A 24011-nucleotide genomic window follows, 5' to 3' on the forward strand; every position below is an offset into this window, starting at 1 on the left:
CTACTCATAGTCTAGACCGTTAGCGGTCAGTATTCCAAACTAAGAATCTGAATACGGTAATAATCAATGTATAAAGCAAATTTAGGAATGTTGAATAAAGAAATTCAAATTATCGCAACTCTTGGTCCGGCTATAAGCTCATTCGAACAAATTAATGAACTTATAAAAGCAGGTGTCAATATTTTTAAAATTAATTTTTCTTATGCTAACTACCAAGATGTAATTAGTAGATTAGAGATTATTAAGGACATTAATGAAAAATATGGAGCTTCTGTTACAATTTTAGGTGCGTTACAAGGTCCAAAACTAAGAATTGGAATTGTAGGTAATGATTGTACCGTAAAAGCTGGAGCTAATTTTATATTCACAAATCAGGATATAATTGGAAACTCTGAAAAAGTTTCCATTAATTATATAAACTTTGCAAAAGATGTAAAAGTTGGCGAACTAATACTAATCGATGATGGGAGACTTATTTTTAGGGTAGAAGAAACAAACTACAAAAATACAGTAAAAACAAGAGTAATTCAAGGAGGGCCATTGAGATCCAAAAAAGGCGTATATCTCCCCAATACAATATCCTCACTCCCTTCTATTACAAAAAAAGATTGGAAAGATTTAGAGTTCGCTTTAAAAAATGAATTCGATTGGCTTTCGATTCCATTGATTAATAATAATAAAAATATAGATGAAGTAAATGAATTGAGAAGCTTTATTAAATTAAATAGTCCAAATACTAAGTTGGTTGTTAAAATAGAGCATCTTAATTTATTAGAAAATGTTGACTCGATTATTGAAGTTATAGATACTCTTATAATTTCTTCAGTTGATTTAAGTATAAATGGATCATTTTCTGAAATCCCTATTCTTGAAAGGACATTAATCGAAAAATGCAACAATGCTGATAAAACAGTTTTTTTTAGTGGAGGTATAGTTGAGAATATGATAGTATCAAAAAAACCATCTCGTCTTGAAGCTAGCTATATATCTAACTTAATTTTAGGTGGGGTGAATGGTATTGTTTTATCTGGGGAAACTTCTGTTGGACAATTTCCACTTGAAACTGTCAAGGCACTAAAAGAAATAATTTTTAGAAGTAAAAACTACGAAAAAAAGTTTGGTGTAAATATTAAATTAAGAGCACCAAAATCAATACGAACTTTTTTAATTCAATATTTAAACTTATTTAATGATTTTATTGAAATTTCAAAAAACTCTGAAGTTCAATTAAATGCAACACAATTTGAGAATGGAATACTTTTGAATTTCATTAAAACTGATGAAAATAATAAATGGGAAAACTACTTTAATGAATACATATCCTTCACTCAAAAAAACATAGAAAATATTTCGATAGAATTTGAAAAGAAAAATGTATCCCAATTTGAGCGAGAATTATTCATTTCTATTCTAAAGAATGAATTGAGTAATCTAAGGTTTAAATTAGAAACAAAGGAAATTGAGTTAAAATATTTAAAAAAAGAAATTATTCCTCCATTACAAAAGGCAATATCTAATTTTTCAACACCTCGGAAGCTTAAATTCAACAATAAAATAAATCTCGAAAAAAAAGTTAAACGAAAAAAAATCACCATTCACGAAATCAACACAACATATAGGGATAACACTGAATTCAATGAATTAAAGACTTTATTGAGTGAAATACAAAAATTGACTGGTAAAAACAAAGAATGGCAGAATAATTTCAAAAATTCTTTAATTGCAATTAAGAATTTAGAAAAAGCTGAGAGAGATGGTAATGATAATAAAAAGAAAAAATCAATATCTAAAATCAAATCATTTTTTGATAAAGCCAAAAATATTAAAGACTGGTATGATGTTCTAAATTTACCAACTGAAATAGTAGAAAAAATTATTAGAATAATAGATATCGGCAATAATCTTTTCTTTTGATTTTTTGAACAATAATACTGAACCGCTAACAACGCATATAAAAAATAGCGATTTAAATCTCCCCGCTAACGCGAGTTTGTAACTAGCACCATAATATAAACGCTAGCAAGCGCAACTTAACCTTTTAGCTCATTAAGAAAATGAAAGAAATACCGATAAAAAAATATATTAGATACCTGTTCGTAATAACAATTTTGGTTTTCTTTCTAAACAAGTTTTATTTGAGGCCGTGGGTTTTAGAAAAGGATCTACCCAATGTTTTCAAAATATTCGTCTTATCGGTTCCGAATTTAGCTGAAGCCATAATAGGAACGCTATTGTTGACAGGACTATTATTTCAATTGAGACCATATTTTAACCAACGACTGAGAGCCCTTAAAGACACTTATATCCATTTAGCAGCAGTTGGAATAGCCGGCGTTTATGGTATTTCTCAAGAATACAAATGGCACAATATAGGTGGGAATAACGTATTCGATATTTATGATGTCATGGCCTCCATCATTGGTTTAGTGATTGCTTTTGGATTACTTCAAAAATTTGGTTTTATAGACAAGACAGAACTATATAAGGAATAAAACGTGCTACAATAAGGTGTATAAACCCCCGCCTGGGCGAGTTTATAATCCATACTATTAACACAAAGAGCAAACACTCAATTAAACCGTCATGCTGAGGGAGGGACGACCGTGAGAATCTGTAGCTATTAAGGATGAGATTGTTACGTCGCAAGCTCCTCACAATGACGTCCTTTTAAGATATCCTCTGCTTGTGCGAGTTTGTAACTCGTACCATTCATACAAAAACCAAAGATTCAACTCAGCTTCCTCTAAGTTTCTACCAAAGACAGACAAATGCAACTTCGAAACTATCAAATCTCAAACTAATCCAAACCCAGAGGGAGCAGGAGATTAAGAATAAAAACTGTAGCCAACAATGGTTATAAATCATTGTGGTTTAGTGCCACACCAAAATAAAAGTATCAATCAGCGGATGATTTCTACAGCGGAATAATCCTGCCCTTCGACAAGCTCAGGAACCACGGATTTATCCACAACGAAATCATACACAGAACGTTGTAAACATTATAAACCCAACTATGAAATAATACATAAATACTCCATATGGGCGATTGATTTAACCATCTTATCGCCAGATATTTAAAGTGAACAATAAAACTTCATTATCATGAAAATTAAAATAGTCTTACTGGCCTTTCTCTTACTAGGAACTATAGTTCCTTCCAAACTTATTGCACAAAGCTATGCTAACCCCGACGCAGCCCGTATGCGACTGCTCTTAGCCAGAATAGCCGACTGTAATAACGATATAAAAAAAGCGGAAGCAGAGATAGAGGCATACATAAATTTAGATTCCGAAATTTCCCTGGAATTGTATCATCAACTCAAAGAGAACTTGGCTATAGCCACCAAATGTAAAGAAGCCTCTCAACGAGAATATGATGATCTTAGAGCCGATTATGAAGGCTGGTTTAATGAATCTACTTCGGCCATGACAATAGACAGGCAGCGTGTTACCCCTTATTGGCTTGGTGAGTACATAGGACAAATGGTTATCATCTATAGCGCGGTATTTGTAGTGTTCAAGAAGATACCTGTTCCTGAACATTAATTGAGACCGAAATGCAAAGCTGCTAGCAACGCATATAAAAATAGCTGGATAAGCATAAACCCCCGGCTGGTGCGAGTTTGTAACTCATTTTATTAACACAAAGAGCAAACACTTAATTAAGCCATCATGCTGAGGGAGGTACGACCGTGAGAATCTGTAACTATTAAGGATGAGATTGTTTCGTCGCAAGCTCCTCACAATGACGTCCTTTTAAAATATCCGCTGGTGCGAGTTTGTAACTCGTACCATAACATTTAATATAAGGCTCAAAATCACCTAAATGCCCCAATAACCTCCTTAAACTACAAACGTCGCTGCCACTAGTTTGTAACTCTTTCCTAACCGTTGGCAACAAGCTGAAAAAAAAGAAAATTACCAATTTGGTAACTTTTTTATTATATTTGCGACAAACAAGTATAATGTGAGAGTAATTGCTAAACGAACTTTGCGAGATTTTTGGGAAAAACATGCTGACTGTGAAGAGCAATTAAAATCATGGTACAGAGAAACCGAAAAATCTGAATGGAAAAATATAAATAAATTAAAGAATGATTATCCAAGTGCAAGCATTCTAAAAGACAACCGAATTGTTTACAATATAAAAGGCAATACGTATCGCCTTATTGTAAAATTCAACCTTGAATATCAAATTTGCTGGATAAGGTTTATTGGGACTCACGCAGAATATGACAAAATTGACGCAAATAATATCTGATTATGAAAATAACACCTATTAGAAATGAAAAAGATTATCAAAATGCCCTCAACCGACTTGAGGTAATTTTTGATGCAAAAAAAGGAACTGAACAAGGAGACGAATTGGAAATCCTATCGATCTTGATTGATAGATACGAAAACGAGAACTTTCCAATTGGAATGCCAGACCCAATTGAGGCCATAAAATTCCGAATGGAACAGATGGGAATGAAACAAAAGGATTTAGCAGAAATTGTCGGATTTAAAAGTAGAGTAAGTGAAATTTTGAACAAAAAGCGCAAACTGACTTTGGATATGATTAGAAAGTTGAACACAACACTTCACATTCCGACTGAAGTTTTGGTCCAGGATTATTAAGAAAAGTCAGTGGCTATCAAAGCCCGCCGCTGGTGCGAGTTTGTAACTCGTACCATACCCCTAGCTCTTCGAAACTATCAAATCCAAATACTAAAATTACAGAGGACTACCAACACCAGGTAGTCCTCTATAAATTTTAAGAGGTTGCCACCTGCTCCAACCCTTCCCACAGGAGCTTTAAATTAAAAAGGGCCTGTTTCTCATCGGTATTAAAACACACGTTTGTGTTATACAAAGCGAGGTCATGAATTTTCTTTAAAGAGGTAATGACCTCCTCAATACCATGAAGTTTGAGGTTATCTACAAATTCTTTTTCAGGAGCGGTGGTGAAATAAAGCCGTTTTGACCTGTCAAATACATAGCTAATGTGCTCTAAAAATCGGATTTGTTTTGGAGAAAGTGGTTCTCCCTTTTTTACTTCGGTTATAAATAAACCGTAAGGGGTCTGCACCAGATTATCGGCGATGCATACCAATGGACCATTTGAAGTTCGCATAATGAAATGGATTAAGTTAATAAAAAGAGGAGAGGTCACTGCGAACTTCATCAAAGCGGTGCTTTAAATTGGTCTCGGGACTTGCACCCGTATGCCTCTCCAAAATTTTTCTTTTAAACCGAATAAATGCTAATAGCACCATTAGTAGTAATTTTAATAAAGTTCGCGTCACAAATGTAAGAAAATAAACCATGCTTAACAAAAACTTAATGCATTCCTTCCGGTTTTCCTATCGGAAAATCCTTGCAACTTTGTTATATTTGGTTATTGTTGAAAATCAATTAAGTGTACTGCGCAACAAACCATAGCTAACCGTTGTGTATCAACTGTAGAAACCAAAAACGAATGGCCATTTATCAATATTATTTAGCAGTCGTTCCTGAAGAAGGAATTCTAAAAAAACACGATTCGATTCCAAACGAAATCGGAATTAGTATAGAAACTGGTTTTTTTGAATCAGATGCTGAATTATATTGGAAAGAAATTGACAAAAAAGCAAATGACATAATACCAAAAATTGATTCAATTGTTGAGAGAGCCGATTGGGGAAATAGTGAAACAAGTTATAATTGGAAAACATATACGGAAACGTTGGACAATGATGCTTTTATGTCATTGGATAAAAAATCTAAGGCAATAACCCATTTTTCCTTTAGAGCGGATTTAAGAGAAAAAGGATTTACCTTCCTAAAAAATATAATCGAATTGGGAAAAGAAAATGACTGGATGTTTATGGACAGAAAAGGAAAATTAATGAAAGCTGATTTTGAGGAAATTAAAAACAGCATTCGTAATTCAGACGCCCATAGTTTTTTGAAAGACCCTATTAAGTTTTTAGAAAGCCTTGACAATAAAAATGAATAAAGCCATACTCACAACAATGCATAACCACGATTCTAAACCGACAAACATTAAATTTTAACTCTTAACTGGCGGTTATACGAGGCCGATGGTAAACATTTAAGAAGAACATTCTATGAACCGAATTTTAATATTGATAATTATGTTTTCATTTTTTGGATGCGGAAAAAATAAATCGGAAAAAAACGATAAGGACCTCATAAATAATTACGAATCAACAACTATTGAACTGAATATTGATAACGAACCTTCCTTAGTGATTTTACTTCATAAAGACGGAACAATAAACCGAAAAGGCAGTGGGACAGAAGAAATTGATAACAGCTTTTATATAGGAATTCAAAACGATAGTTTGTTGCCGAAGTTGACAAGCACCGTAACATCCGATTTCCAAGCTTTGCTAAACCGGGTTTATGATTATCCTGATAAGAAAGGAAAAACCTGTATGTTGGAAATTACACTTTCAGATGGAAAAGAAACAAAAGGAGTTCGATATATTTATGGTTCTGAATCAATGGGACCACCTGTACCGATTGCAAACTATGTGAATAAAGCAATTGAGTTGACAAATCCTTGGTTCAATGAACAAGTTAAGATGATCGAAAACAGTAAAACTGAATAAAAATGAAAGTTACAGCCGAAAAAAATGAAAAAGTTGCGAATATGATCTTTGCATCTATCTACCCGCTTTACTGGAACAGACTGGAGAAGCACGGTAGGACTAAGGAAGAATTCCACCAGGTAATTGAATGGTTCACCGGTTTTGATGAAGAAAAATTACAAGCACTGATTGATGAAAAAGCAACGTTTAGAACATTTTTTCAAAAAGCAAAAATACATCCCAATGCACACATGATTAAAGGAGTCGTGTGTGGTTATCGCATTGAAGACATAGAAGATGAATTTGAAGTGTATAAACAGTGCAGGCGTATGGAAAAGCTGATTGATGAATTGGCAAAAGGTCGTAAAATGGAGAAAATTTTGCGTGAGGAAAGCAAGTAGCAACGGGTGCTGACAAAACCTAAACTGCATTGAAACGCAGTTTGGCCAAATCGTTGTAATACATTTAAAAACTTACTGCATAACCAAATGATCACAAATAATAAACTGTCCAATTTAATACCGAAAATATTATTTGGATTTGCTGTAATTGGGTTTATAATTCTGTGGTTAATGTTTGGTGGAAATGGCAGGTTTCAGAATACATCTGTATATCATGATTTAAGCAGATTATACCCAGTAGCAATTGGAATTGCTTTAATTCTTCCATATTGCATCTATTTGTTTACATCAAAATCAAAACAGAAAAAAATACTTAAAAGTAACCCTATCGATCTGAACAAAATCGGACTTACTACGATGGAATATTTTGAGAAGAAATCTAAGGAAAATATTTTCGAGATTTATGTAAAAAATGAGACTTCTGACACGTTAATTGTAAATAGGAAATCTTTATTGGAGTCTAATAGTTGGTATATTTTTACAACAGATAAATACAAACCTATTTATTTTAGTAATGGAATTGAATTCCATATTGACAAAGAACTGAATCTGGAAATAATTGATTTCAGAAATCAAATAATTGGATTGGGAGAGGACTATTTTAAGCAACACAATGTGCCTGAATATGTGAATTGGGCATTTGTTATAGCCGAACCGAATCAAGGAGATATAATTGAATAAAAAACGTTTTACTATAATGTATAACCGCAATTCCAGCAATAATAAATAAAAAGAATATAAAAACATGTAACGGACGGTTATATGAACCGATGTAACCACATTAACTCATGAAGGAAGTACAAAAGACTAACATAGAATTCCTGATTTCTGCATTTGCCTATTCTTTTGCCTTATTGAATGAGACGTTTTATTTAAGAAAAAGGGATTTAAAAGTAATTGGTGTCCATATTTTTGACTATCACTTGATATCCGAATGTAAGTCTGAATATGAAACAGGCTTAGGCAAAGAGGCGGAAAGGGATATAAAAGAAGCCATAATTGCAAGTGAAAAAGGCTATGATACTCATATCCTTATTCCTAGACTTACCAAAGAACAAAGGTTCGAAATTATGAATATGTTTATTGACTCAAATCCTAAATTCAAAGAAAGGCTTATTGAAAATCTCAACAGCCTGATCGATTCAACTGAAACTAAAGGGTTTGATCACTATACAAAAGAATTAAAGCCTGGTGTGGAAATGGGGTATCTGACCCATGGAATTAAAAACAAAAAATTAAAATCAAACTGGACAAAGTTTTATAGAGATAAAACCAGAACTATTGCCCTTTCCTGGTTAGAAGAACAAAAAAAGGCGCTACAGCAAAATGCCTAAGGAACCGAAAAACGCAACGTACAAAAGTCTCAATTTAAGTATTAATGAGTTAATTTCGGAAGCTGACTCAGGGAATCAAATGGCTCAAGCTGAACTGAGCTTAGCATACTTTGTTGGAGAAAAGGTGGAAAGAAATTTAGGAAAGGCATTGGAATATCTGGAATTAGCTTCCAGTGATTTTGTTTCCGTAAACAGATGTTTTAAAGCAGCAAGAGATACTAGGAAACCTGAAGCATATTTTGGTATTGCAATGATGTGGAAACATGGCTGGGGTGTACCGGAAAGTCCGGAACAATATTCTAAAAACCTAATGAAAGCTGCCGAACTTGGATATCCAAGAGCCCAATTGCTATTGGGACTTGATTATAAAATGAATATTTTTGGACTTAAAAAAGACCTTACCAAAAGTGAATTTTGGCTTTCTAGGGCTGTTGAATCCGGCGTAAATGATGCTCATTTACATTTATTCCATTTATATACTGATGAGGCTAAATTAGATAACCAAAAAGCTTTTTCCCACTTATTAAAAGCAGGTGACTCAAATGATGGAATGGCACAAATCTATTTAGGAAGACATTATTTGGATGGAAGTCTCGCAGCACTTGATAAAATTGAAGCAGCCAAGTGGTTTTTATTAGCAAAAGAGCATAATCATTGGGATGTAAACGAAGTTGACACTTTGAGGAAGTCATTCTCACAATACGAATGGAATGAAGCTGTATCAAGAGTTCAGGAATGGAAAAAAGGCCATAACCAAAATAAACTCTAAATTCATCTCAATAGCCCTGTTGGTAAAAGTTTGTAACTCATACCATTACAAAAGCCAAAGATCCAACCAGGCTGTCATTCTGAGGGAGGTACGACCATGAGAATCTGTAGCTATTAAGGATGAGATTGTTACGTCGCAAGCTCCTCACAATGACGTCCTTTTAAGATATCACCACGCTGGTGCGAGTTTGCAACTCGTACCACAGATAACAACTAAATCACTTCAACAGCTCTAATATCTCTTTAAACCCTTTTTCCTGAGCATAATCCAAAGCCATTTTTACCATCATGGTCTTTAATAGCTGTATCTGCCTTATGCTTTAGCAGGAGTTCCACCATTTTAATCTGGTTATACATGGTGGCAAAAATTAAGGGTGTTACACCCTGGTTATTTCGGGCATTGACATCAGCACCATGTTTTAACAATAACCCTGCTAATCCCGTATTACCCTTAAAAGCTACGCCAATAAGGGCGGTATTCCCAGAAGCATCGGTAGCATCTACTTCGGCATTATATTTTAAAAGTAGTTCAACAATATGCTGTTTATCAAAATAGGCCGCAAAGATCAAGGGTGTAAATCCGCGCTGGTCCTTACCGTTTACCAGTTCCGGGTGTAATTTTAAAAGGGTTTCAACACGGTCCGGGTCACCGGACTGTACGGCGCCCAGGAAAAAATTTATGTCGTTCATATACTTTAATTTATTATCTATGTCAGTTCGAGTGATTCCGCCCCGATAGTTATCGGGATTCAGCGGAATTGTATCGAGAACCTTTTAAAATATCGTCTTTAGAGGCTTCTCGATACATCACGCTTAAAGGCGTGACACTCGAAGTGACATGAGTTATTCTTTAGTAAATTCCGTATAACACATCTTAAGCACTTCGATACTTCAACCGGGCTCAGCACAGGTTGGCTCAGTATAACAGTAGGAACTCCAGATCCCGATTTTTATCGGGATTAGTTCAACTTACTATTTTAAATGTATTTATTATACAGTATAAAACAGAGTTTCACTAATAAAATTGGGGTAAACTTACTATTCGTGTCTACCCCAATTTCACAACTAAAACTAATAAAAAACTAAACTTTATCTTAAATCAAACCGGTCTGCGTCCATCACTTTGGCCCAGGCCGCTACAAAATCTTCTATAAACTGTGACTCACCATCATCGGCGCCATAGACTTCTGCCACCGCTCTTAACTCGGTATTAGACCCAAAGATTAGATCGGCACGTGTTCCTGTAAATTTCACAATGCCTGTTCGTCTGTCACGCCCTTCAAAAATGGTATCATCATCAGACGTGGCACTCCAGGTGTATGCAAAATCTAAAATGTTGGTAAAGAAATCACTGGTTAAATGCCCTACATTATCCGTAAACACCCCATGGTTAGAACCATCATAATTGGCTCCCAACACACGCATCCCTCCTACCAAAGCCGTCATTTCGGGTATGGACAGGTTCATTAAATTGGCACGGTCTACCAACAGGTCCTCTGCTGCAACTTTTAGATCGGCTTTTATATAATTTCTAAACCCATCTGCCAAAGGCTCTAAATAAGCGAAGGATTCCAGGTCGGTTTGCTCCTGTGACGCATCCCCTCTGCCTTGTGAAAATGGTACTTCCACATTGTGCCCTGCATTTTTAGCAGCTTCTTCAACCCCGGCATTACCTGCCAGCACAATCAGGTCGGCCATGGATATATCGCCCTGAAAAGCATTTTGAATGCCTTCCAACACGCTTAAAACGTTTTCTAAATCGGCCGGATTATTAGCTTCCCAGCTTCTTTGAGGTTCCAAACGCAACCGTCCGCCATTGGCACCGCCACGCTTATCTGAATCTCTATAAGTTGAAGCCGACGCCCATGCTGTCCTTACCAATTGGGAAATGGTCAAGCCTGAAGCCAGGACCATCTTTTTCAATAGTGCTATATCATCGTCGCTCAACGTATAGTCCACTTTAGGGATCGGGTCCTGCCAGATCAATTCTTCCTGAGGCACTTCAGGCCCTAAATAACGGTCTATAGGCCCCATATCACGATGCGTTAATTTATACCAGGCCCGTGCAAAAGCATCTTCAAAGGCTTCGTGATCTTTATGAAACCGTTGCGAGATCTCTAAATACTTGGGATCGGTCTTTAAGGCGATATCCGCAGTAGACATCATTAAAGCTTGTGTTCCGTCACCACCGGCCGCCGGGGCCTTTCTGGCATCCGGATCTTTAGGGGTCCATTGGTGCGCCCCTGCCGGACTTTGGGTCAGTTCCCAATCGTAATTCAACAACACGTCAAAATAATCGTGGTCCCACTGCGTCGGGTTCGGCGTCCAGGGGCCTTCCAGACCACTGGTAATGGCATCGTCCAAAACCCCTGTATTATAGGTGTTCTTCCAACCTGTACTCATTTCTTCAATGGAAGCGCCATGAGGCTCCGGCCCGACATACTTATCGGGATCTGCAGCACCATGAGCCTTACCAAAAGTATGGCCTCCGGCAACTAAGGCTACCGTTTCTTCATCATCCATAGCCATACGCCCAAAAGTAATTCTGATATCATGGGCCGATTTCATGGGATCCGGCACACCGTTAGGCCCCTCAGGATTCACATAGATCAATCCCATATGTACGGCACCCAAGTGGCCTTCCAAATCACCATCACTCGTATCGTAACGGTCATCATTATCTAACCAGCCTGTTTCCGACCCCCAATACACATCTTCTTCAGGCTGCCAGACATCTTCGCGTCCGCCGGCAAATCCAAAGGTTTTAAAACCCATAGACTCCAGGGCACAATTTCCGGCCAGGATCATTAGATCTGCCCAGGATAATTTTTTACCGTATTTCTTTTTAACCGGCCATAACAATAAGCGTGCTTTATCTAAGTTGCCATTATCCGGCCAGCTGTTCAACGGTGCAAACCGTTGGGTTCCCGATGCACCGCCACCTCTGCCATCCCCTACACGATAGGTTCCGGCACTATGCCACGCCATACGGATCATAAACGGTCCGTAATGCCCGTAATCTGCCGGCCACCAGTCCTGGGAATCCGTCATCAGATCAATCACTTCCTGCTTTAAGGTGGGGAAATCTATACTGTTGAACGCTTCGGCATAGTTAAAATCCGCATGTAACGGATTGGGGCTTTTGCCATGTTGGCGTAAAATATTAAGCTTTAATTCATTGGGCCACCAATCGCGATTTTTGGTACCACCGCCTGCTGGTTGTTTTTGTGCGCCGCTCATGAATGGGCACTTACTAATGTCGTTGCTGTCTGTGCTGTGCATGATATTTATTTTTAGTTGTTTAAAGTGTCTTGTGAATAGTCTAAAGTTAGTAAATGTTTGAATATAAAACCATAAAAAACATTTTTATAAATTATATTGAGATTGATAAAACTTATGGATATTTACCCATTATGCCTTTTGATTAAAATGAGTAAAATCTGTATTTCGATAAGCAATACTCAGTATTTAGACATGACCTACGATATTAAATTTATTTACTAAGTCATTTCGACCTTTCGACTTTGCCTGTCATGAGCCAAGACGAAGGGCTCAAGATAAACCTTAGGAGAAATCTCATTATAAGGATCAAGTATTCCAAGCAAAACATATTATGCGATGTCTCACCTGTGTTCGACATGACTTACGTATTCCAAATTAAATTGATTTAGCCATTTCACTGACACAACATATTATTTTGATTCAAAATGCATAATAGGATCGACCTGTAAATAATCTTTCGGGATACTCAAAAATATTTTCGTAAAGATTATTTGTAATTATAACATAACGTATTAATTATTCTTATTTTAGTTTCAGAAATTAAAACATAAAAAAAATGGCAACATTATCATTAAAAGGAACAGCAATACATTCAAAAGGTGACTTACCCGAGGTTGGAAGTCAGGCACCTGATTTTGAGTTGGCAGCGGCCGACTTATCAAACAAAACATTAAGTGATTATAAAGGCTCCAGAGTCATTATGAATATCTTTCACAGTATTGATACCGGTACCTGTGCCGCTTCTGTCAGACAGTTTAACCAGGAAGCCAGTGAACTGGAAAATACCAAAGTGCTGAATATTTCTAAAGATCTACCTTTTGCCATGAGCAGATTCTGTGCTGCAGAAGGTATTGAAAACGTTGAAAACCTTTCGGACTTCAGAGATGGCAATTTTGGAGATACTTATAACCTGACTTATGTGGATGGCCCTATTCGAGGACTTTTAGCCCGTGCTATTGTGGTTCTTGACGAAAACGGTAAAATTTTACATACCGAACAAGTTCAGGAAGTGGTGGAAGAGCCTAATTATAAAGCTGCATTAGAGGCTTTATATTAAGATACTATGACTAAAAAAGAATCCTTCCTGGTCAACAGGCTAAAGAGTGTCGGGTACGCTTTTAAAGGGGCCCTATACCTCATTAAAACCGAAGCCAGTATTAAGATCCAGGTGGTGATAGCCATTTTGGTGACCATAGCAGGATTCTTTTTTAATATATCAGCCACTGAATGGGTACTTCAATGTTTGGCCATCGCTTTGGTGATGTCTGTGGAAGGTATTAATACGGCCATTGAAGCTGTGGCCGATTTTATTCACCCGGAACATCATAATAAAATCGGTATCATAAAAGATATTTCTGCAGGTGCCGTTTTTATAGCTGCCTTTTTTGCCGTAATCATCGGACTCATTATATACTTACCCAAGATTTTTTAAAATATTAACTGCTATTAAAAAGATCCCGATTTTCATCAGGATTAACGCGACTACGCATTTTGGACATATGGCTCTGCAATTTTTCAAAATAAAGTTTCGTTAATGTTAGTAATTTGTATTTTTGCTTAAATCATGAGCGCATTAATGGCGAAGAGAAAAACCAGAACTAAAAAATCAACTAAAAAAAGACTTAAAGCTCCAAGTTTTAAACTATCCAGCCAGCAAAAACTGGTGTTTGGTAGTTTTTTGGTGATCTTCGGTGTTATTCTGTGTATTGCCTTTATTTCTTTCTTTTTTACCGGTGAGACCGACCAAAGTACGCTTTCAAATTTTTCATCCAGAGAAGCTAAGGCTGAAAACTGGTTAAGTAAATCAGGCGCCTGGTTAAGCGACTTTTTTATTCAAAGAGGGTTTGGAGTGGCCTCGTTCATTTTTTCCGGACTCATTTTTCTTTCCGGTGTTTATGTTTTAATGAACCTTCCTAAGGCCCGGTTACGCAAACATTGGTTTTGGGGTTCTTTGACCGTGATCTGGTTATCCGTATTTTTTGGTTTTTTTGCTGAAACCAATGATATCCTTGGTGGTACTATTGGATTTGAGATCAATACCTTTCTTCAGGATTACCTGGGCAAAATAGGTACCTCGCTCCTATTACTATTTGGACTGATCACCTATTTGGCCATTCGTTTTAAAGTTACTTTTGATAATATTTTAAAACTCTTTAAATCGGCGAAAAAAGATATTAAAGATGAGTTCTCTGATCTAAAGGACGATACTGTTGTTATAGTAGACAATAACTTATCGGATGAAGCCGAAGCCATTAAAACGGCTTTTGAAATTCCTCTGGAGAACAATACTGAAACTGCTCCCGAAGTAAAAGACATTAAAAAGGACGTAGCTCCTGAACCGAAAAAGGTTGAAGAAGAGCCTGATATTGAAATGGAAGTTGAAAAGTTTGCCGAAGAACTTTCGGAAACCGATAACCTGGCCGATAAACTGGTTGAGGATTTTGGGCAGTTCGATCCCACCCTAGAACTAAGCAATTATAAATTTCCGCCTTTAGAACTTCTTAAAAAATATGAGACCGAGGGGATCACTATCAACCAGGAGGAATTAGAAGAGAATAAAAACCGCATTGTTGAAACGCTAAACAATTATAAAATTGGCATTGCCAGTATTAAGGCTACTATTGGCCCAACGGTAACCCTTTATGAGATCGTTCCTGATGCCGGGATCCGTATTTCAAAGATCAAAAACCTGGAGGATGATATTGCCTTGTCGCTTTCGGCCTTAGGGATCCGGATTATTGCCCCAATTCCGGGGAAAGGGACTATTGGTATTGAAGTACCCAATAAAAATGCCACCATCGTATCGATGCGTTCTGTAATTGCGGCTAAGAAATTTCAAGGTGCCGAAATGCAATTACCTATTGCTTTGGGAAAAACCATTAGTAATGAAACGTTTGTGGTAGACCTTGCCAAAATGCCACACCTGCTTATGGCCGGTGCAACAGGGCAAGGTAAATCGGTTGGACTGAATGCCGTTTTAACGTCGTTACTCTATAAAAAGCATCCGGCTGAGGTCAAGTTTATTCTGGTGGACCCCAAAAAGGTTGAGTTGACGTTATACAATAAAATTGAACGTCATTATTTAGCCAAATTACCGGATAGCGAGGAAGCTATTATCACGGATAACACCAAGGTTATCAACACGTTGAATTCGCTTTGTATTGAAATGGACAACCGTTATGAGTTGTTAAAGAATGCCATGTGCAGGAACATAGCCGAATACAATGCCAAGTTTAAAGCCAGAAAATTAAATCCGAATGACGGCCACCAGTTTTTACCATACATTGTTTTAGTGGTGGATGAGTTTGCGGATCTGATCATGACCGCTGGTAAAGAGGTGGAAACCCCAATTGCCCGTTTGGCTCAGTTAGCCCGTGCCATTGGTATTCATTTGATCATTGCTACCCAGCGTCCGTCCGTGAATGTGATTACCGGTATCATTAAAGCTAACTTCCCTGCCAGAATTGCGTTCAGGGTGACCTCTAAAATTGATTCCAGGACCATTTTAGATGGCTCCGGAGCTGACCAGTTAATTGGTCGTGGTGACATGCTGTTCACGCAAGGCAATGATATGATCAGGATCCAATGTGCTTTTGTTGATACGCCCGAGGTTGAAAAGATCACAGACTATATAGGTGCCCAAAAGGCCTATCCGGACGCTTATCTTTTACCGGAATATGTTGGAGAAGAAAGTGGCACAGGTCTTGATATAGACATTGAGGACAGAGATAAACTGTTTAAAGAAGCTGCCGTGGTTATTGTGACAGCACAACAAGGATCAGCTTCTCTGTTACAAAGAAAATTGAAATTAGGATACAACAGAGCCGGACGATTGATAGATCAGTTGGAAGCAGCCGGAATTGTTGGTCCGTTTGAAGGCAGTAAGGCCAGACAGGTTTTAATCCCGGACCTGGTAGCTTTAGAGGCCCATTTAGAAAATGAATAATTATTATGACGATGACAATAAAACATATTGTAACCCTGTTTATATTAACCGTTTCGGTTCCTGTATTTGCCCAAAATCAGGGAAAAGCCTTATTGGATGAGGTGTCTCAAAAAGTGAAGGCTTATGAAAATATTTCAATAGATTTTAAATATACTCTTGAGAACATTTCAGAAAACATCAAACAGGAAACCCGGGGCGACGTGATAATGCAGGGCGAAAAATACAAATTGAACATTCTTGGTGTCACACGCCTTTTTGATGGTACTAAACTTTATACTATAAGCCCCGAGGATGAGGAGGTTACCATTTCCACAGAAGGGGAAGACGAAGAAGATGCGATCACTCCAAGTAAAATGTTATCCTTCTATGAAGACGGTTATACCTATGAATTGGATATTCAGCAAAATATTAAAGGGAGAAAAATACAGTATGTCAAGCTAATTCCTATAGATTCCAACTCCGAATTAAAAAGTATCCTGTTGGGCATTGATGCTCAGACCAAGCATATTTACAACTTAATTCAAATTGGAAAAAACGGGGCCAAGACTACCTTAACTGTTAATTCTTTTAAAACAGATCAGCCCATATCAAAAACCTTATTTACCTTTGATGCTAATAAATACCAGGATTATTACATCAACAAACTAGACTAAGGTGCTTTCGTGAAAATTTTAGACCGTTACATACTAACTGCATACCTTAAAACTTTTATCAGTGTGTTTTTAATACTCATACTGATATTTATTTTACAGACCCTTTGGCTATATATTAAAGAATTGGCAGGTAAAGACTTAGACCTTATAATAATAGGTAAGTTCCTGTTGTATTTCCTTCCAAAACTTATACCATTGGTATTACCGCTTACCATCTTACTCGCTTCCATTATGGTTTTTGGGAATTTTGCCGAAAACTATGAGTTTGCCGCCATGAAATCTACCGGTATTTCATTGCAACGGGCTATGTCAGGGCTTAGTGTTTTTATTGTGGGGCTTGCCATTACCACCTTTTTCTTTTCAAACAATGTGATTCCTTGGGCGGAACTTAATTCCTTTAATTTAAGGCGAAACATAGCCAAACTAAAACCGGCCATGGCTATTGCCGAAGGGCAGTTCAATGAAATCATGAATTATAACATCAAGGTTGAGAACAAAAGCGGAGACCGGGGGCAATACCTTGAAGATGTGATCATTCATATAAAAGGGTCTGACGGCAGAACAAACGCCACAACCATTAAATCGAAAACAGGTGAATTGGCAAGTGCGGAAGATTCCAATGTTTTAAAATTGATCTTATACGACGGTAATTATTACAGCGACGTATCGCCTTCCAAGGCAAAGGAAAAATTAAGAAAGCCGTTCGCTAAAAGTACGTTTGAAAAATATATTATCAACATTGATCTGTCTAAAATGAATAATGTTGACCTGGATGAGCAATCTGATACGAACAAATACAGCATGCTCAGTGTAAACGGTTTGAATAAAGCCATTGATTCCCTGGAAAAAAGAAAAAGTGAAGAGCATAAATCTTTATCCAAGATCTTATTACAGCGCTCCTCGGTGCTTGCAAAGCCAAAACCATTAAATAAAACACAAAAAGCTAAAGAAAAGAAGGTTGATTCTGTTTATACCGGCGCTATTTTAGACCTGTTTAACACACGAAGAAAAAACGAATTGACCGATGCCGCTGCAAGAGGCATTACCAGTGCCAAACAAATACTGGCCTCTAAAAAGACAACTCAGAAGAAATCCAAGGAATGGTTAAACAAGCATTACATTTCATTGCATGAAAAATTTGCTCTGGGCTTTGCCTGTGTCATTTTATTCTTTGTGGGCGCACCTCTTGGGGCTTTGATCCGGAAAGGTGGTATAGGCTTACCTATGGTCATTGCTATTCTCTTGTTTTTAACCTACCACTTCATTGGGATCTTTGCCACCAATAGTGCCAAAAACGGCAGTTTCAGCCCTATTTTGGCAAGCTGGTTTTCTACCCTGATCATGCTACCCTTAAGTGTTTATTTAACCAGAAGAGCTACAGCCGACAGAGGGCTATTTGAGATTGGAAATATTAGCGAGCCCCTCAGAAAGATCTTCAAAATAAAAGAAAAAGACAGCGTTGATTACAAGTTCCTGAATTCACTACAAAATGAAGCACTGTTCGATATCATAAAAAACTATGACACACTGGGTTATGAAGAAAACGTGCGTTTTGAAGCTATAAAAGTCCTTAAAAGCAGGGATATTGATACAGAAGCGTTGAGAGCAAACGGTATTGCTATTGATGAAAGGTTTGATACTTCGGAGTCTATAGCTGATCATTATCACGATCACTCAAAATTCGCCATTATTCTTTACAGTGTTGGCGTGGTCTTATTGGTGCTGTTCTTTGTTTTCAGGAATAACAAATTACCACATTTGGCTTCGGCCTCCATACAGTTAAGCATTACTTCGCTTGTCCTCTTTGTAGTGTATTATATAAAATCCTCTATAAACTTACACCGGTTGTACAAGCACATCGGAAAACAAAAGAAACTTGCCATACTGCTCTCAATCCTTGGAATTCCGTTTTACATGATCGCTTACCCGTTCTTAAGAGTGAAAATTAAGGAAGAGTTAAGACTTAATTGTTTAGAATCTTTAAAATAAGCAATATCTTTGCAGCCATGATAGCCGAAACTATGACAAAAGATACAGCAACCAAACCGTTTAAATTAAATACGATTCACGAAGCTATTGATGATATTAGAAATGGTAAAGTGATCATTGTGGTTGATGACGAAAACAGGGAAAATGAAGGGGATTTTGTTGCTGCTGCAGATAAAGTAACGCCACAAATGATAAACTTTATGGCCACACATGGCAGGGGCCTTATTTGTGCGCCTCTTACCGAAAATCGTTGTAAAGAACTGGAGCTCGATATGATGGTTAGAAACAACACCGACCCGATGGAAACGGCTTTTACTGTTTCGGTTGACCTGAGAGGTGGCGGCGTTACTACAGGGATTTCGGCAAACGACCGGGCCAAAACCATAAAAGCACTAATTGATCCGGGCACTAAACCTTTTGAATTAGCGCGTCCCGGGCATATTTTTCCTTTGGTAGCTAAAGAAGGTGGTGTTTTAAGAAGAACCGGACATACCGAAGCTGCTATAGATTTTGCCAGGTTAGCCGGCTTACAACCTGCCGGTGTTATTGTGGAGATCATGAATGAAGATGGTAGCATGGCCAGATTACCGGAACTGTTTGAGGTTGCAAAAAAGCTGGATCTGAAAATTGTTTCCATTGAAGACCTGGTGGCCTACCGCATGCAACACGACTCTTTAATTGAGAAAAAAGAGGATTTTCAGCTTGAAACCCGTTTTGGAAGTTTTAGATTAAGAGCTTACAAACAAACTACTAACAATCAGGTACATATAGCCTTAACAAAAGGACAATGGAAAGCTAATGAAAAGATCGCCACCAGAATAAATTCTACTTTGGTTAACAACGATATTTTAGGAACGCTTACCAATAATGCTGACAGGAAATTAGACAATATGTTCAAGGTTATAGAAAAAGAAGGCAAAGGGGCCATCATTTTTATAAACCAGGAATCCCAATCGATGAACATCTTAAAACGATTGTCTTTTTTAAAAGAACATCAGGCGGATCATAAAGTAGTAAAAGCCCCAAGAATTAATATGGATGCCAGGGATTTTGGTATTGGCGCCCAAATTCTGCACGATCTGAACATCCACAAATTAAGACTGATCTCTAACTCAACCCAAACCAAACGTGTTGGCTTAATTGGCTATGGTTTGGAAATTGTTGAATACATTGAATATTAAAAAAGGAAGCAAATACTTTTGTATTTAACTTCCTTTTGCTCTATTAATAGCTTCTTTAAAATTATTTTACTAGAATTTTCTTAATTATACTTCTATTATTGCTAAATACTTTTAATAAATAAATACCAGATTTTAAATTGTATAAATTGAGTTGTTTTGCATCAGATGTTTGCATAACTTTTTCACCCATAACATTATACATTTCCACATTATCTACAACCGAAGTAGATGATATATTTAAAACATTTGTAACGGGATTAGGGTAAACTTTAATGTTTTTACTGTTGAAAGACTCAGTACTTAAAGGTCCTGCAACTGAAAAATCATTTTCCTCTTTATAGTAGGGGACCCATGCTCCCATACTCCAGTTTTCAAAAATGTATACTGTTTTATTATCATTTCCGTCGTAAGTACTTAGCTCTCTATCAGAATTATCATAACTTGATCCATTCCAACTTTGTTGAAGATACTCCGTTTCAAGCGAACCAGAATAACTAGATAGATATCTTTCAAATAAATCATACGAGCTTCCGTTATAACTTTCAACAAGAAGTTCCGTGCGTAAACCACCTACATAAGTTGCTGTAGATCTCTCTACTATATCCCACAAATTAATTGAAGTATTCCATGTACTTTTAAGTTCCTGGTTTGGCTGTCCCGGGGAGTTATACGTGTATTCAAACTTTTCATAATTAATTAAAGTTCCAGAGCTCCCGTCCTGAAAGGTTATTTTAGTGATATCTGTTCCAGAATATTCATATAATACTTTAGAAACATCAAATCCTTGATGAAAACTAAAAGTAGTAATATCTTTTATATTGCTAGTGCCTGCATAATAGGTATAAGTATCTTGCGAATCATTAACCCATTGAGATCCATCCCAAGTTTGCTTTAAATCTAAGATGATATCATTATTTGAATTATAGCTTTTAATGTGTTGGTATACTTGTAGCATGGTTGAAATTGATGTTGCTACTATTTTAGTCGCTTTATTTCCTCCATTTACATAAGTATATTGTTCGGTAATATCGTGTTTCCAATCAGGCGTACCATTCCAAGAATAAATTCTTCTTTCATCAACCCGGTAAGTAGTTTGAGAAAAACTTGAAAAGAAGGTTAAAAAAATTATGATAATTGCTGAAAAACGAAGATGCAGTTTCATTATTTATATCTTTAGGTGGTTTATATAAATAATAACGTAGCAAATTAAAAATGTCATAAGTTAAACTCAGACCTTTTAAATCTCAATGGACAGTTTTGGCGAGAGTTATGATAATAATATTTTAATAAAATCACATTTAAATTAAATGATAAAATATAGTTTTACCTTTATTTAAGGCTTTTTTACCTATAAGCCAAAAGAAACAAAAATAGCATCCAAAAATAGATGCTTATGATGACCAAACATATTTAATTTGTTTGGAACCTACGCTTATAGGCATTAGAGTCTTACCTAGCTTTTTAGTGATTTTTCAATGATTTTCATCATTTTTAAAGCTCTTTCTTTAACTTCTTTTTCTGTCCAAGAAAGTTTTATTAAACAAGATATATTTCTGCCTATATAGTGGTCTGAAGCTTCAAAAGTCTTAGTCTCCAGGTATTTTAATCCTTCTTTGACTTCTTTGGTTATTGGAAATAAGGACTTCAGTTCTTTTAAATGTTCCCATTTACGAACATAATGCCAGTTGTTATCGTAATAATTCCAACAAGCATCTACGCCGCCTTTTTTAAAACCTTCTATTACGTTCCTGGCTGTTTCCAGATCCGGTAAAAAGAAATTTAAAAAGGCACCACTCTCCTCGCCTCCTTCCGGTACGGTTCTGAATGTGACTTCGGGAATTTCAGATAAAGCGTCTCTAAGGGTATTGAAATTTTTCCTTTGGATATCAATGAATTCCGGTAAACGTTTCACTTGGGCCAAACCTACGGCCGCATGCAGTTCTGAAATTCTAAAATTATAGCCTAAAAACGGATGCGTCTCTGCTCCCCTATCCTTTCCAATATGATCGTGTCCGTGGTCACTAAAATGGTCCGCATTAATATAATATTCCTTATTGTTGGTGATTACCGCACCCCCTTCTCCACAGGTAATGGTTTTTACAAAATCAAAGGAAAAACATCCTAAATCACCAATACTCCCTAAAGGTTTTCCGTTGTAAGTTCCCCCAATGGCCTGACAGGCATCTTCTACCAATAACAGCTCATGCTTTTTGCAAATAGCCTGTAAGACACTCATATCGCCCATACTACCACACATTTGCACTACCATAACCGCTTTGGTCTTAGGTGTAATTGCAGCTTCTACAGCTTCAGGACTAAGCGCTAACGTATCATCAATATCTACCAAAACCGGGATAGCTCCTAAGGCCATAATGGCCTCAAAACTGGCAACAAACGTAAAGGTTGGCATGATAACCTCATCTCCTGCTCCTACGCCGGCCACAGCCAAGGCCACCGATACTGCTGCTGTACCGCTGGACACTAATTGTACATATTTCGTCTGAAAGGTATCTTCTAAAGCAGCTTCCAGTTCTTTGGCTTTCCAATGGCCCTTGCGTATACTGTCAAAGCCATAGCGCATTAACACACCGTTATCTAAAACATCATTGACTTGTTCTCTTTCTAAATCACCAAATAATTCAAATCCTGGCATAATTTGCTTTTTTTGTTTTGCGTTAGGGATTGAGGCGTACTTCGACACTGCTCAGCACAAGTTTGTTGAAACTCTCCCGATGTAAAAATCGGGAAGTGACTGCTGTAATATTTATATTCACGAATACCTTAGTATAAGATATTAAAACATGAGTAAAGCCCGACCCGAAGGGTAACGCCCAAATAATTTATAGTTCTATAACCGTTTCTTCAACTTTCATCCTGACCTTTTCGAAATCGGCAAACATATCGTCCTCCGCCCTGTATCCCACCGGTAATAATAAGACTGATCTCAAGCCTTTTTCATGAAGTTTAAGAATGTCATCATATGCTTTTGGATCAAACCCCTCCATGGGGCAGGCGTCTATATCTTCAACCGCACAAACCGTCATTAAATTCCCCAGGGCTATATAGGCTTGGTTTTTGGACCATTGTTGCTGCTCTTTGACCGTCATATCACCTAAGGTCTTAATAAGGTTCAGACGGTAAGGTTCCAATATTTCTTCGGAGGTGTTACGAATATCTACAATGTTCTTAAAAAAATCATTCACATCATTTTCCAGCACATGTTCCTGTATACAGATTACCAACAAATGGGACGCTTCGAGTACCTGATTCTGATTAAACGTATGCTCAACCAATGATGCTTTTAAATCTCTATTTTCAATTACAACTAGTTTAATGGTTTGCAATCCGTAGGAAGTAGCTGTTAAATTAAAGGCTTCTTTTAAAACATCCAGTTGTTTGGTGGAAAGCTTTTTAGTAATATCAAATTTTTTGGTAGCATAACGCCACTTCAACTTATCAATAATGTCCATTTAAATTTAGATTTCTGCAAATGTACTATTTGAAATTCCAATATGGCACAATTATAAAATAAATTGAATTAATAACGGCATAGGGCAAAATTATTTTTCAAAAAGTTAAGGTTTTATTTGAAAGAAAAGAAAAAGGATTTTATATTTGCACCCGCAATCGGAGAAATGGCAGAGTGGTCGAATGCGGCAGTCTTGAAAACTGTTGAGGGTCACACCTCCGGGGGTTCGAATCCCTCTTTCTCCGCTTAGAGCAAAGCTCAATATCCTTTGGATATTGGGCTTTTTTGTTTTATACTGTCCCGAACTGCGTTCGGGTAAATGTTTTGAAATAAAGAAGTCTAAAATTGCTCAGGCAATTTTGAGCTTTATTGTAAGGTGTGGAGTTAGTAGGGATCATTTAAAATAATCC

The 24011-nt window shown here is 36.9% G+C and carries 23 protein-coding genes and 1 tRNA gene; 18 read left to right on the forward strand and 6 right to left on the reverse strand.

The genetic code is table 11. The features are described 5' to 3' along the window. Positions 1 to 87 precede the first annotated feature (87 nt). The 5 genes from Q0983_RS20685 to Q0983_RS20705 all read left to right on the forward strand — a co-directional run bounded on the left by Q0983_RS20685 (position 88) and on the right by Q0983_RS20705 (position 4620). Positions 88 to 1914: a pyruvate kinase gene (locus tag Q0983_RS20685; protein ID WP_299557195.1), complete on the forward strand. Its 1827-nt coding sequence runs from the start codon at positions 88 to 90 to the stop codon at positions 1912 to 1914. A 221-nt stretch (positions 1915 to 2135) separates the two neighbouring features. Beyond that, positions 2136 to 2492 (forward strand): hypothetical protein, encoded by a 357-nt coding sequence (locus Q0983_RS20690; protein ID WP_299557197.1) that lies wholly within the window; start codon positions 2136 to 2138, stop codon positions 2490 to 2492. A 610-nt stretch (positions 2493 to 3102) separates the two neighbouring features. Continuing rightward, entirely contained in the window at positions 3103 to 3546 is a 444-nt protein-coding gene (locus Q0983_RS20695) for a hypothetical protein (protein WP_299557199.1), read from the forward strand. A gap of 421 nt (positions 3547 to 3967) precedes the next feature. After that, positions 3968 to 4261, forward strand: coding sequence for a type II toxin-antitoxin system HigB family toxin (locus Q0983_RS20700; RefSeq protein WP_299557201.1), 294 nt, complete (start codon positions 3968 to 3970; stop codon positions 4259 to 4261). Positions 4262 to 4263: 2 nt separating this feature from the next. After that, positions 4264 to 4620: a helix-turn-helix domain-containing protein gene (locus Q0983_RS20705; protein WP_299557203.1), complete on the forward strand. Its 357-nt coding sequence runs from the start codon at positions 4264 to 4266 to the stop codon at positions 4618 to 4620. Between the two features lie 136 nt (positions 4621 to 4756). On the opposite strand, the gene Q0983_RS20710 is transcribed toward Q0983_RS20705, so the two are convergent. Next, positions 4757 to 5116 carry a hypothetical protein gene (locus tag Q0983_RS20710; protein ID WP_299557204.1) on the reverse strand — a complete coding sequence of 120 codons (360 nt, stop codon included), beginning with the start codon at positions 5114 to 5116 and terminating at the stop codon, positions 4757 to 4759. Positions 5117 to 5461: 345 nt separating this feature from the next. Here Q0983_RS20710 and Q0983_RS20715 point away from each other — a divergent pair, with 345 nt between their 5' ends. From Q0983_RS20715 to Q0983_RS20740, 6 genes are all read left to right on the forward strand, one after another. After that, positions 5462 to 5980, forward strand: a complete 519-nt coding sequence (locus tag Q0983_RS20715; RefSeq protein WP_299557206.1) for a hypothetical protein — start codon at positions 5462 to 5464, stop codon at positions 5978 to 5980. A 139-nt stretch (positions 5981 to 6119) separates the two neighbouring features. Then, positions 6120 to 6599: a hypothetical protein gene (locus Q0983_RS20720; RefSeq protein ID WP_299557208.1), complete on the forward strand. Its 480-nt coding sequence runs from the start codon at positions 6120 to 6122 to the stop codon at positions 6597 to 6599. A gap of 2 nt (positions 6600 to 6601) precedes the next feature. Beyond that, a complete protein-coding gene (locus tag Q0983_RS20725) occupies positions 6602 to 6979 on the forward strand; it encodes a DUF2200 domain-containing protein (RefSeq protein ID WP_299557210.1) in 378 nt (125 codons plus the stop codon). An 87-nt stretch (positions 6980 to 7066) separates the two neighbouring features. Next, on the forward strand, positions 7067 to 7660 hold the full coding sequence (locus tag Q0983_RS20730; RefSeq protein ID WP_299557212.1) for a hypothetical protein: 594 nt from the start codon (positions 7067 to 7069) through the stop codon (positions 7658 to 7660). A gap of 107 nt (positions 7661 to 7767) precedes the next feature. After that, complete coding sequence (locus Q0983_RS20735) at positions 7768 to 8313, forward strand: hypothetical protein (RefSeq protein WP_299557214.1); 546 nt, start codon at positions 7768 to 7770, stop codon at positions 8311 to 8313. Continuing rightward, positions 8306 to 9082, forward strand: a complete 777-nt coding sequence (locus Q0983_RS20740; protein WP_299557216.1) for a tetratricopeptide repeat protein — start codon at positions 8306 to 8308, stop codon at positions 9080 to 9082. The genes Q0983_RS20735 and Q0983_RS20740 overlap by 8 nt, the downstream gene beginning before the upstream one ends. Before the next feature lie 242 nt (positions 9083 to 9324). Here Q0983_RS20740 and Q0983_RS20745 read toward each other — a convergent pair whose 3' ends face one another. Both Q0983_RS20745 and katG read right to left on the reverse strand, forming a co-directional pair. Further along, the gene (locus Q0983_RS20745) at positions 9325 to 9771 is read right to left on the reverse strand and encodes an ankyrin repeat domain-containing protein (RefSeq protein WP_299557218.1); all 447 of its coding nucleotides are present in this window, start codon (positions 9769 to 9771) and stop codon (positions 9325 to 9327) included. 399 nt (positions 9772 to 10170) lie between these two features. Beyond that, on the reverse strand, positions 10171 to 12363 hold the full coding sequence (gene katG, locus Q0983_RS20750; RefSeq protein WP_299557220.1) for a catalase/peroxidase HPI: 2193 nt from the start codon (positions 12361 to 12363) through the stop codon (positions 10171 to 10173). A gap of 556 nt (positions 12364 to 12919) precedes the next feature. Between katG and tpx the strand changes: the two genes are divergently transcribed. From tpx to ribB, 6 genes are all read left to right on the forward strand, one after another. Further along, positions 12920 to 13420, forward strand: a complete 501-nt coding sequence (tpx, locus tag Q0983_RS20755; protein WP_299557222.1) for a thiol peroxidase — start codon at positions 12920 to 12922, stop codon at positions 13418 to 13420. Positions 13421 to 13426: 6 nt separating this feature from the next. Then, positions 13427 to 13795: a diacylglycerol kinase family protein gene (locus Q0983_RS20760; RefSeq protein ID WP_299557224.1), complete on the forward strand. Its 369-nt coding sequence runs from the start codon at positions 13427 to 13429 to the stop codon at positions 13793 to 13795. A gap of 144 nt (positions 13796 to 13939) precedes the next feature. After that, positions 13940 to 16309, forward strand: a complete 2370-nt coding sequence (locus tag Q0983_RS20765; RefSeq protein ID WP_299557226.1) for a DNA translocase FtsK — start codon at positions 13940 to 13942, stop codon at positions 16307 to 16309. A 5-nt stretch (positions 16310 to 16314) separates the two neighbouring features. Beyond that, positions 16315 to 16962, forward strand: coding sequence for an outer membrane lipoprotein carrier protein LolA (locus tag Q0983_RS20770; protein WP_299557228.1), 648 nt, complete (start codon positions 16315 to 16317; stop codon positions 16960 to 16962). Positions 16963 to 16971: 9 nt separating this feature from the next. Further along, positions 16972 to 18951 (forward strand): LptF/LptG family permease, encoded by a 1980-nt coding sequence (locus Q0983_RS20775; RefSeq protein WP_299557230.1) that lies wholly within the window; start codon positions 16972 to 16974, stop codon positions 18949 to 18951. A 32-nt stretch (positions 18952 to 18983) separates the two neighbouring features. Next, positions 18984 to 20132: a 3,4-dihydroxy-2-butanone-4-phosphate synthase gene (ribB, locus tag Q0983_RS20780; protein WP_299557233.1), complete on the forward strand. Its 1149-nt coding sequence runs from the start codon at positions 18984 to 18986 to the stop codon at positions 20130 to 20132. 61 nt (positions 20133 to 20193) lie between these two features. Here the strand turns inward: ribB and Q0983_RS20785 are convergent, their stop codons facing one another. From Q0983_RS20785 to Q0983_RS20795, 3 genes are all read right to left on the reverse strand, one after another. Next, positions 20194 to 21294, reverse strand: coding sequence for a T9SS type A sorting domain-containing protein (locus Q0983_RS20785; protein WP_299557235.1), 1101 nt, complete (start codon positions 21292 to 21294; stop codon positions 20194 to 20196). A 291-nt stretch (positions 21295 to 21585) separates the two neighbouring features. Then, a complete protein-coding gene (locus tag Q0983_RS20790; protein WP_299557236.1) occupies positions 21586 to 22785 on the reverse strand; it encodes a DegT/DnrJ/EryC1/StrS family aminotransferase in 1200 nt (399 codons plus the stop codon). A gap of 187 nt (positions 22786 to 22972) precedes the next feature. Next, on the reverse strand, positions 22973 to 23602 hold the full coding sequence (locus Q0983_RS20795; RefSeq protein ID WP_299557238.1) for an NAD(P)H-dependent oxidoreductase: 630 nt from the start codon (positions 23600 to 23602) through the stop codon (positions 22973 to 22975). Between the two features lie 159 nt (positions 23603 to 23761). Between Q0983_RS20795 and Q0983_RS20800 the strand changes: the two genes are divergently transcribed. Then, positions 23762 to 23846 (forward strand) — tRNA-Ser (locus tag Q0983_RS20800). Positions 23847 to 24011 lie beyond the last annotated feature (165 nt).

Source organism: Seonamhaeicola sp. (assembly GCF_028281565.1).
GTDB lineage: Bacteria > Bacteroidota > Bacteroidia > Flavobacteriales > Flavobacteriaceae > Seonamhaeicola.

Coding starts and splice junctions, on each gene's coding strand:
- Q0983_RS20740 (WP_299557216.1), top strand. CDS start 8,306: ATGCCTAAGGAACCGAAAAACGCAACGTACAAAAGTCTCAATTTAAGT.
- Q0983_RS20725 (WP_299557210.1), top strand. CDS start 6,602: ATGAAAGTTACAGCCGAAAAAAATGAAAAAGTTGCGAATATGATCTTT.
- Q0983_RS20695 (WP_299557199.1), top strand. CDS start 3,103: ATGAAAATTAAAATAGTCTTACTGGCCTTTCTCTTACTAGGAACTATA.
- Q0983_RS20720 (WP_299557208.1), top strand. CDS start 6,120: ATGTTTTCATTTTTTGGATGCGGAAAAAATAAATCGGAAAAAAACGAT.
- Q0983_RS20715 (WP_299557206.1), top strand. CDS start 5,462: ATGGCCATTTATCAATATTATTTAGCAGTCGTTCCTGAAGAAGGAATT.
- Q0983_RS20685 (WP_299557195.1), top strand. CDS start 88: ATGTTGAATAAAGAAATTCAAATTATCGCAACTCTTGGTCCGGCTATA.
- Q0983_RS20710 (WP_299557204.1), bottom strand. CDS start 5,116: ATGCGAACTTCAAATGGTCCATTGGTATGCATCGCCGATAATCTGGTG.
- ribB (WP_299557233.1), top strand. CDS start 18,984: ATGACAAAAGATACAGCAACCAAACCGTTTAAATTAAATACGATTCAC.
- Q0983_RS20705 (WP_299557203.1), top strand. CDS start 4,264: ATGAAAATAACACCTATTAGAAATGAAAAAGATTATCAAAATGCCCTC.
- katG (WP_299557220.1), bottom strand. CDS start 12,363: ATGCACAGCACAGACAGCAACGACATTAGTAAGTGCCCATTCATGAGC.
- Q0983_RS20735 (WP_299557214.1), top strand. CDS start 7,768: ATGAAGGAAGTACAAAAGACTAACATAGAATTCCTGATTTCTGCATTT.
- Q0983_RS20795 (WP_299557238.1), bottom strand. CDS start 23,602: ATGGACATTATTGATAAGTTGAAGTGGCGTTATGCTACCAAAAAATTT.
- Q0983_RS20760 (WP_299557224.1), top strand. CDS start 13,427: ATGACTAAAAAAGAATCCTTCCTGGTCAACAGGCTAAAGAGTGTCGGG.
- Q0983_RS20785 (WP_299557235.1), bottom strand. CDS start 21,294: ATGAAACTGCATCTTCGTTTTTCAGCAATTATCATAATTTTTTTAACC.
- Q0983_RS20745 (WP_299557218.1), bottom strand. CDS start 9,771: ATGAACGACATAAATTTTTTCCTGGGCGCCGTACAGTCCGGTGACCCG.
- Q0983_RS20790 (WP_299557236.1), bottom strand. CDS start 22,785: ATGCCAGGATTTGAATTATTTGGTGATTTAGAAAGAGAACAAGTCAAT.
- Q0983_RS20770 (WP_299557228.1), top strand. CDS start 16,315: ATGACGATGACAATAAAACATATTGTAACCCTGTTTATATTAACCGTT.
- Q0983_RS20730 (WP_299557212.1), top strand. CDS start 7,067: ATGATCACAAATAATAAACTGTCCAATTTAATACCGAAAATATTATTT.
- Q0983_RS20765 (WP_299557226.1), top strand. CDS start 13,940: ATGGCGAAGAGAAAAACCAGAACTAAAAAATCAACTAAAAAAAGACTT.
- tpx (WP_299557222.1), top strand. CDS start 12,920: ATGGCAACATTATCATTAAAAGGAACAGCAATACATTCAAAAGGTGAC.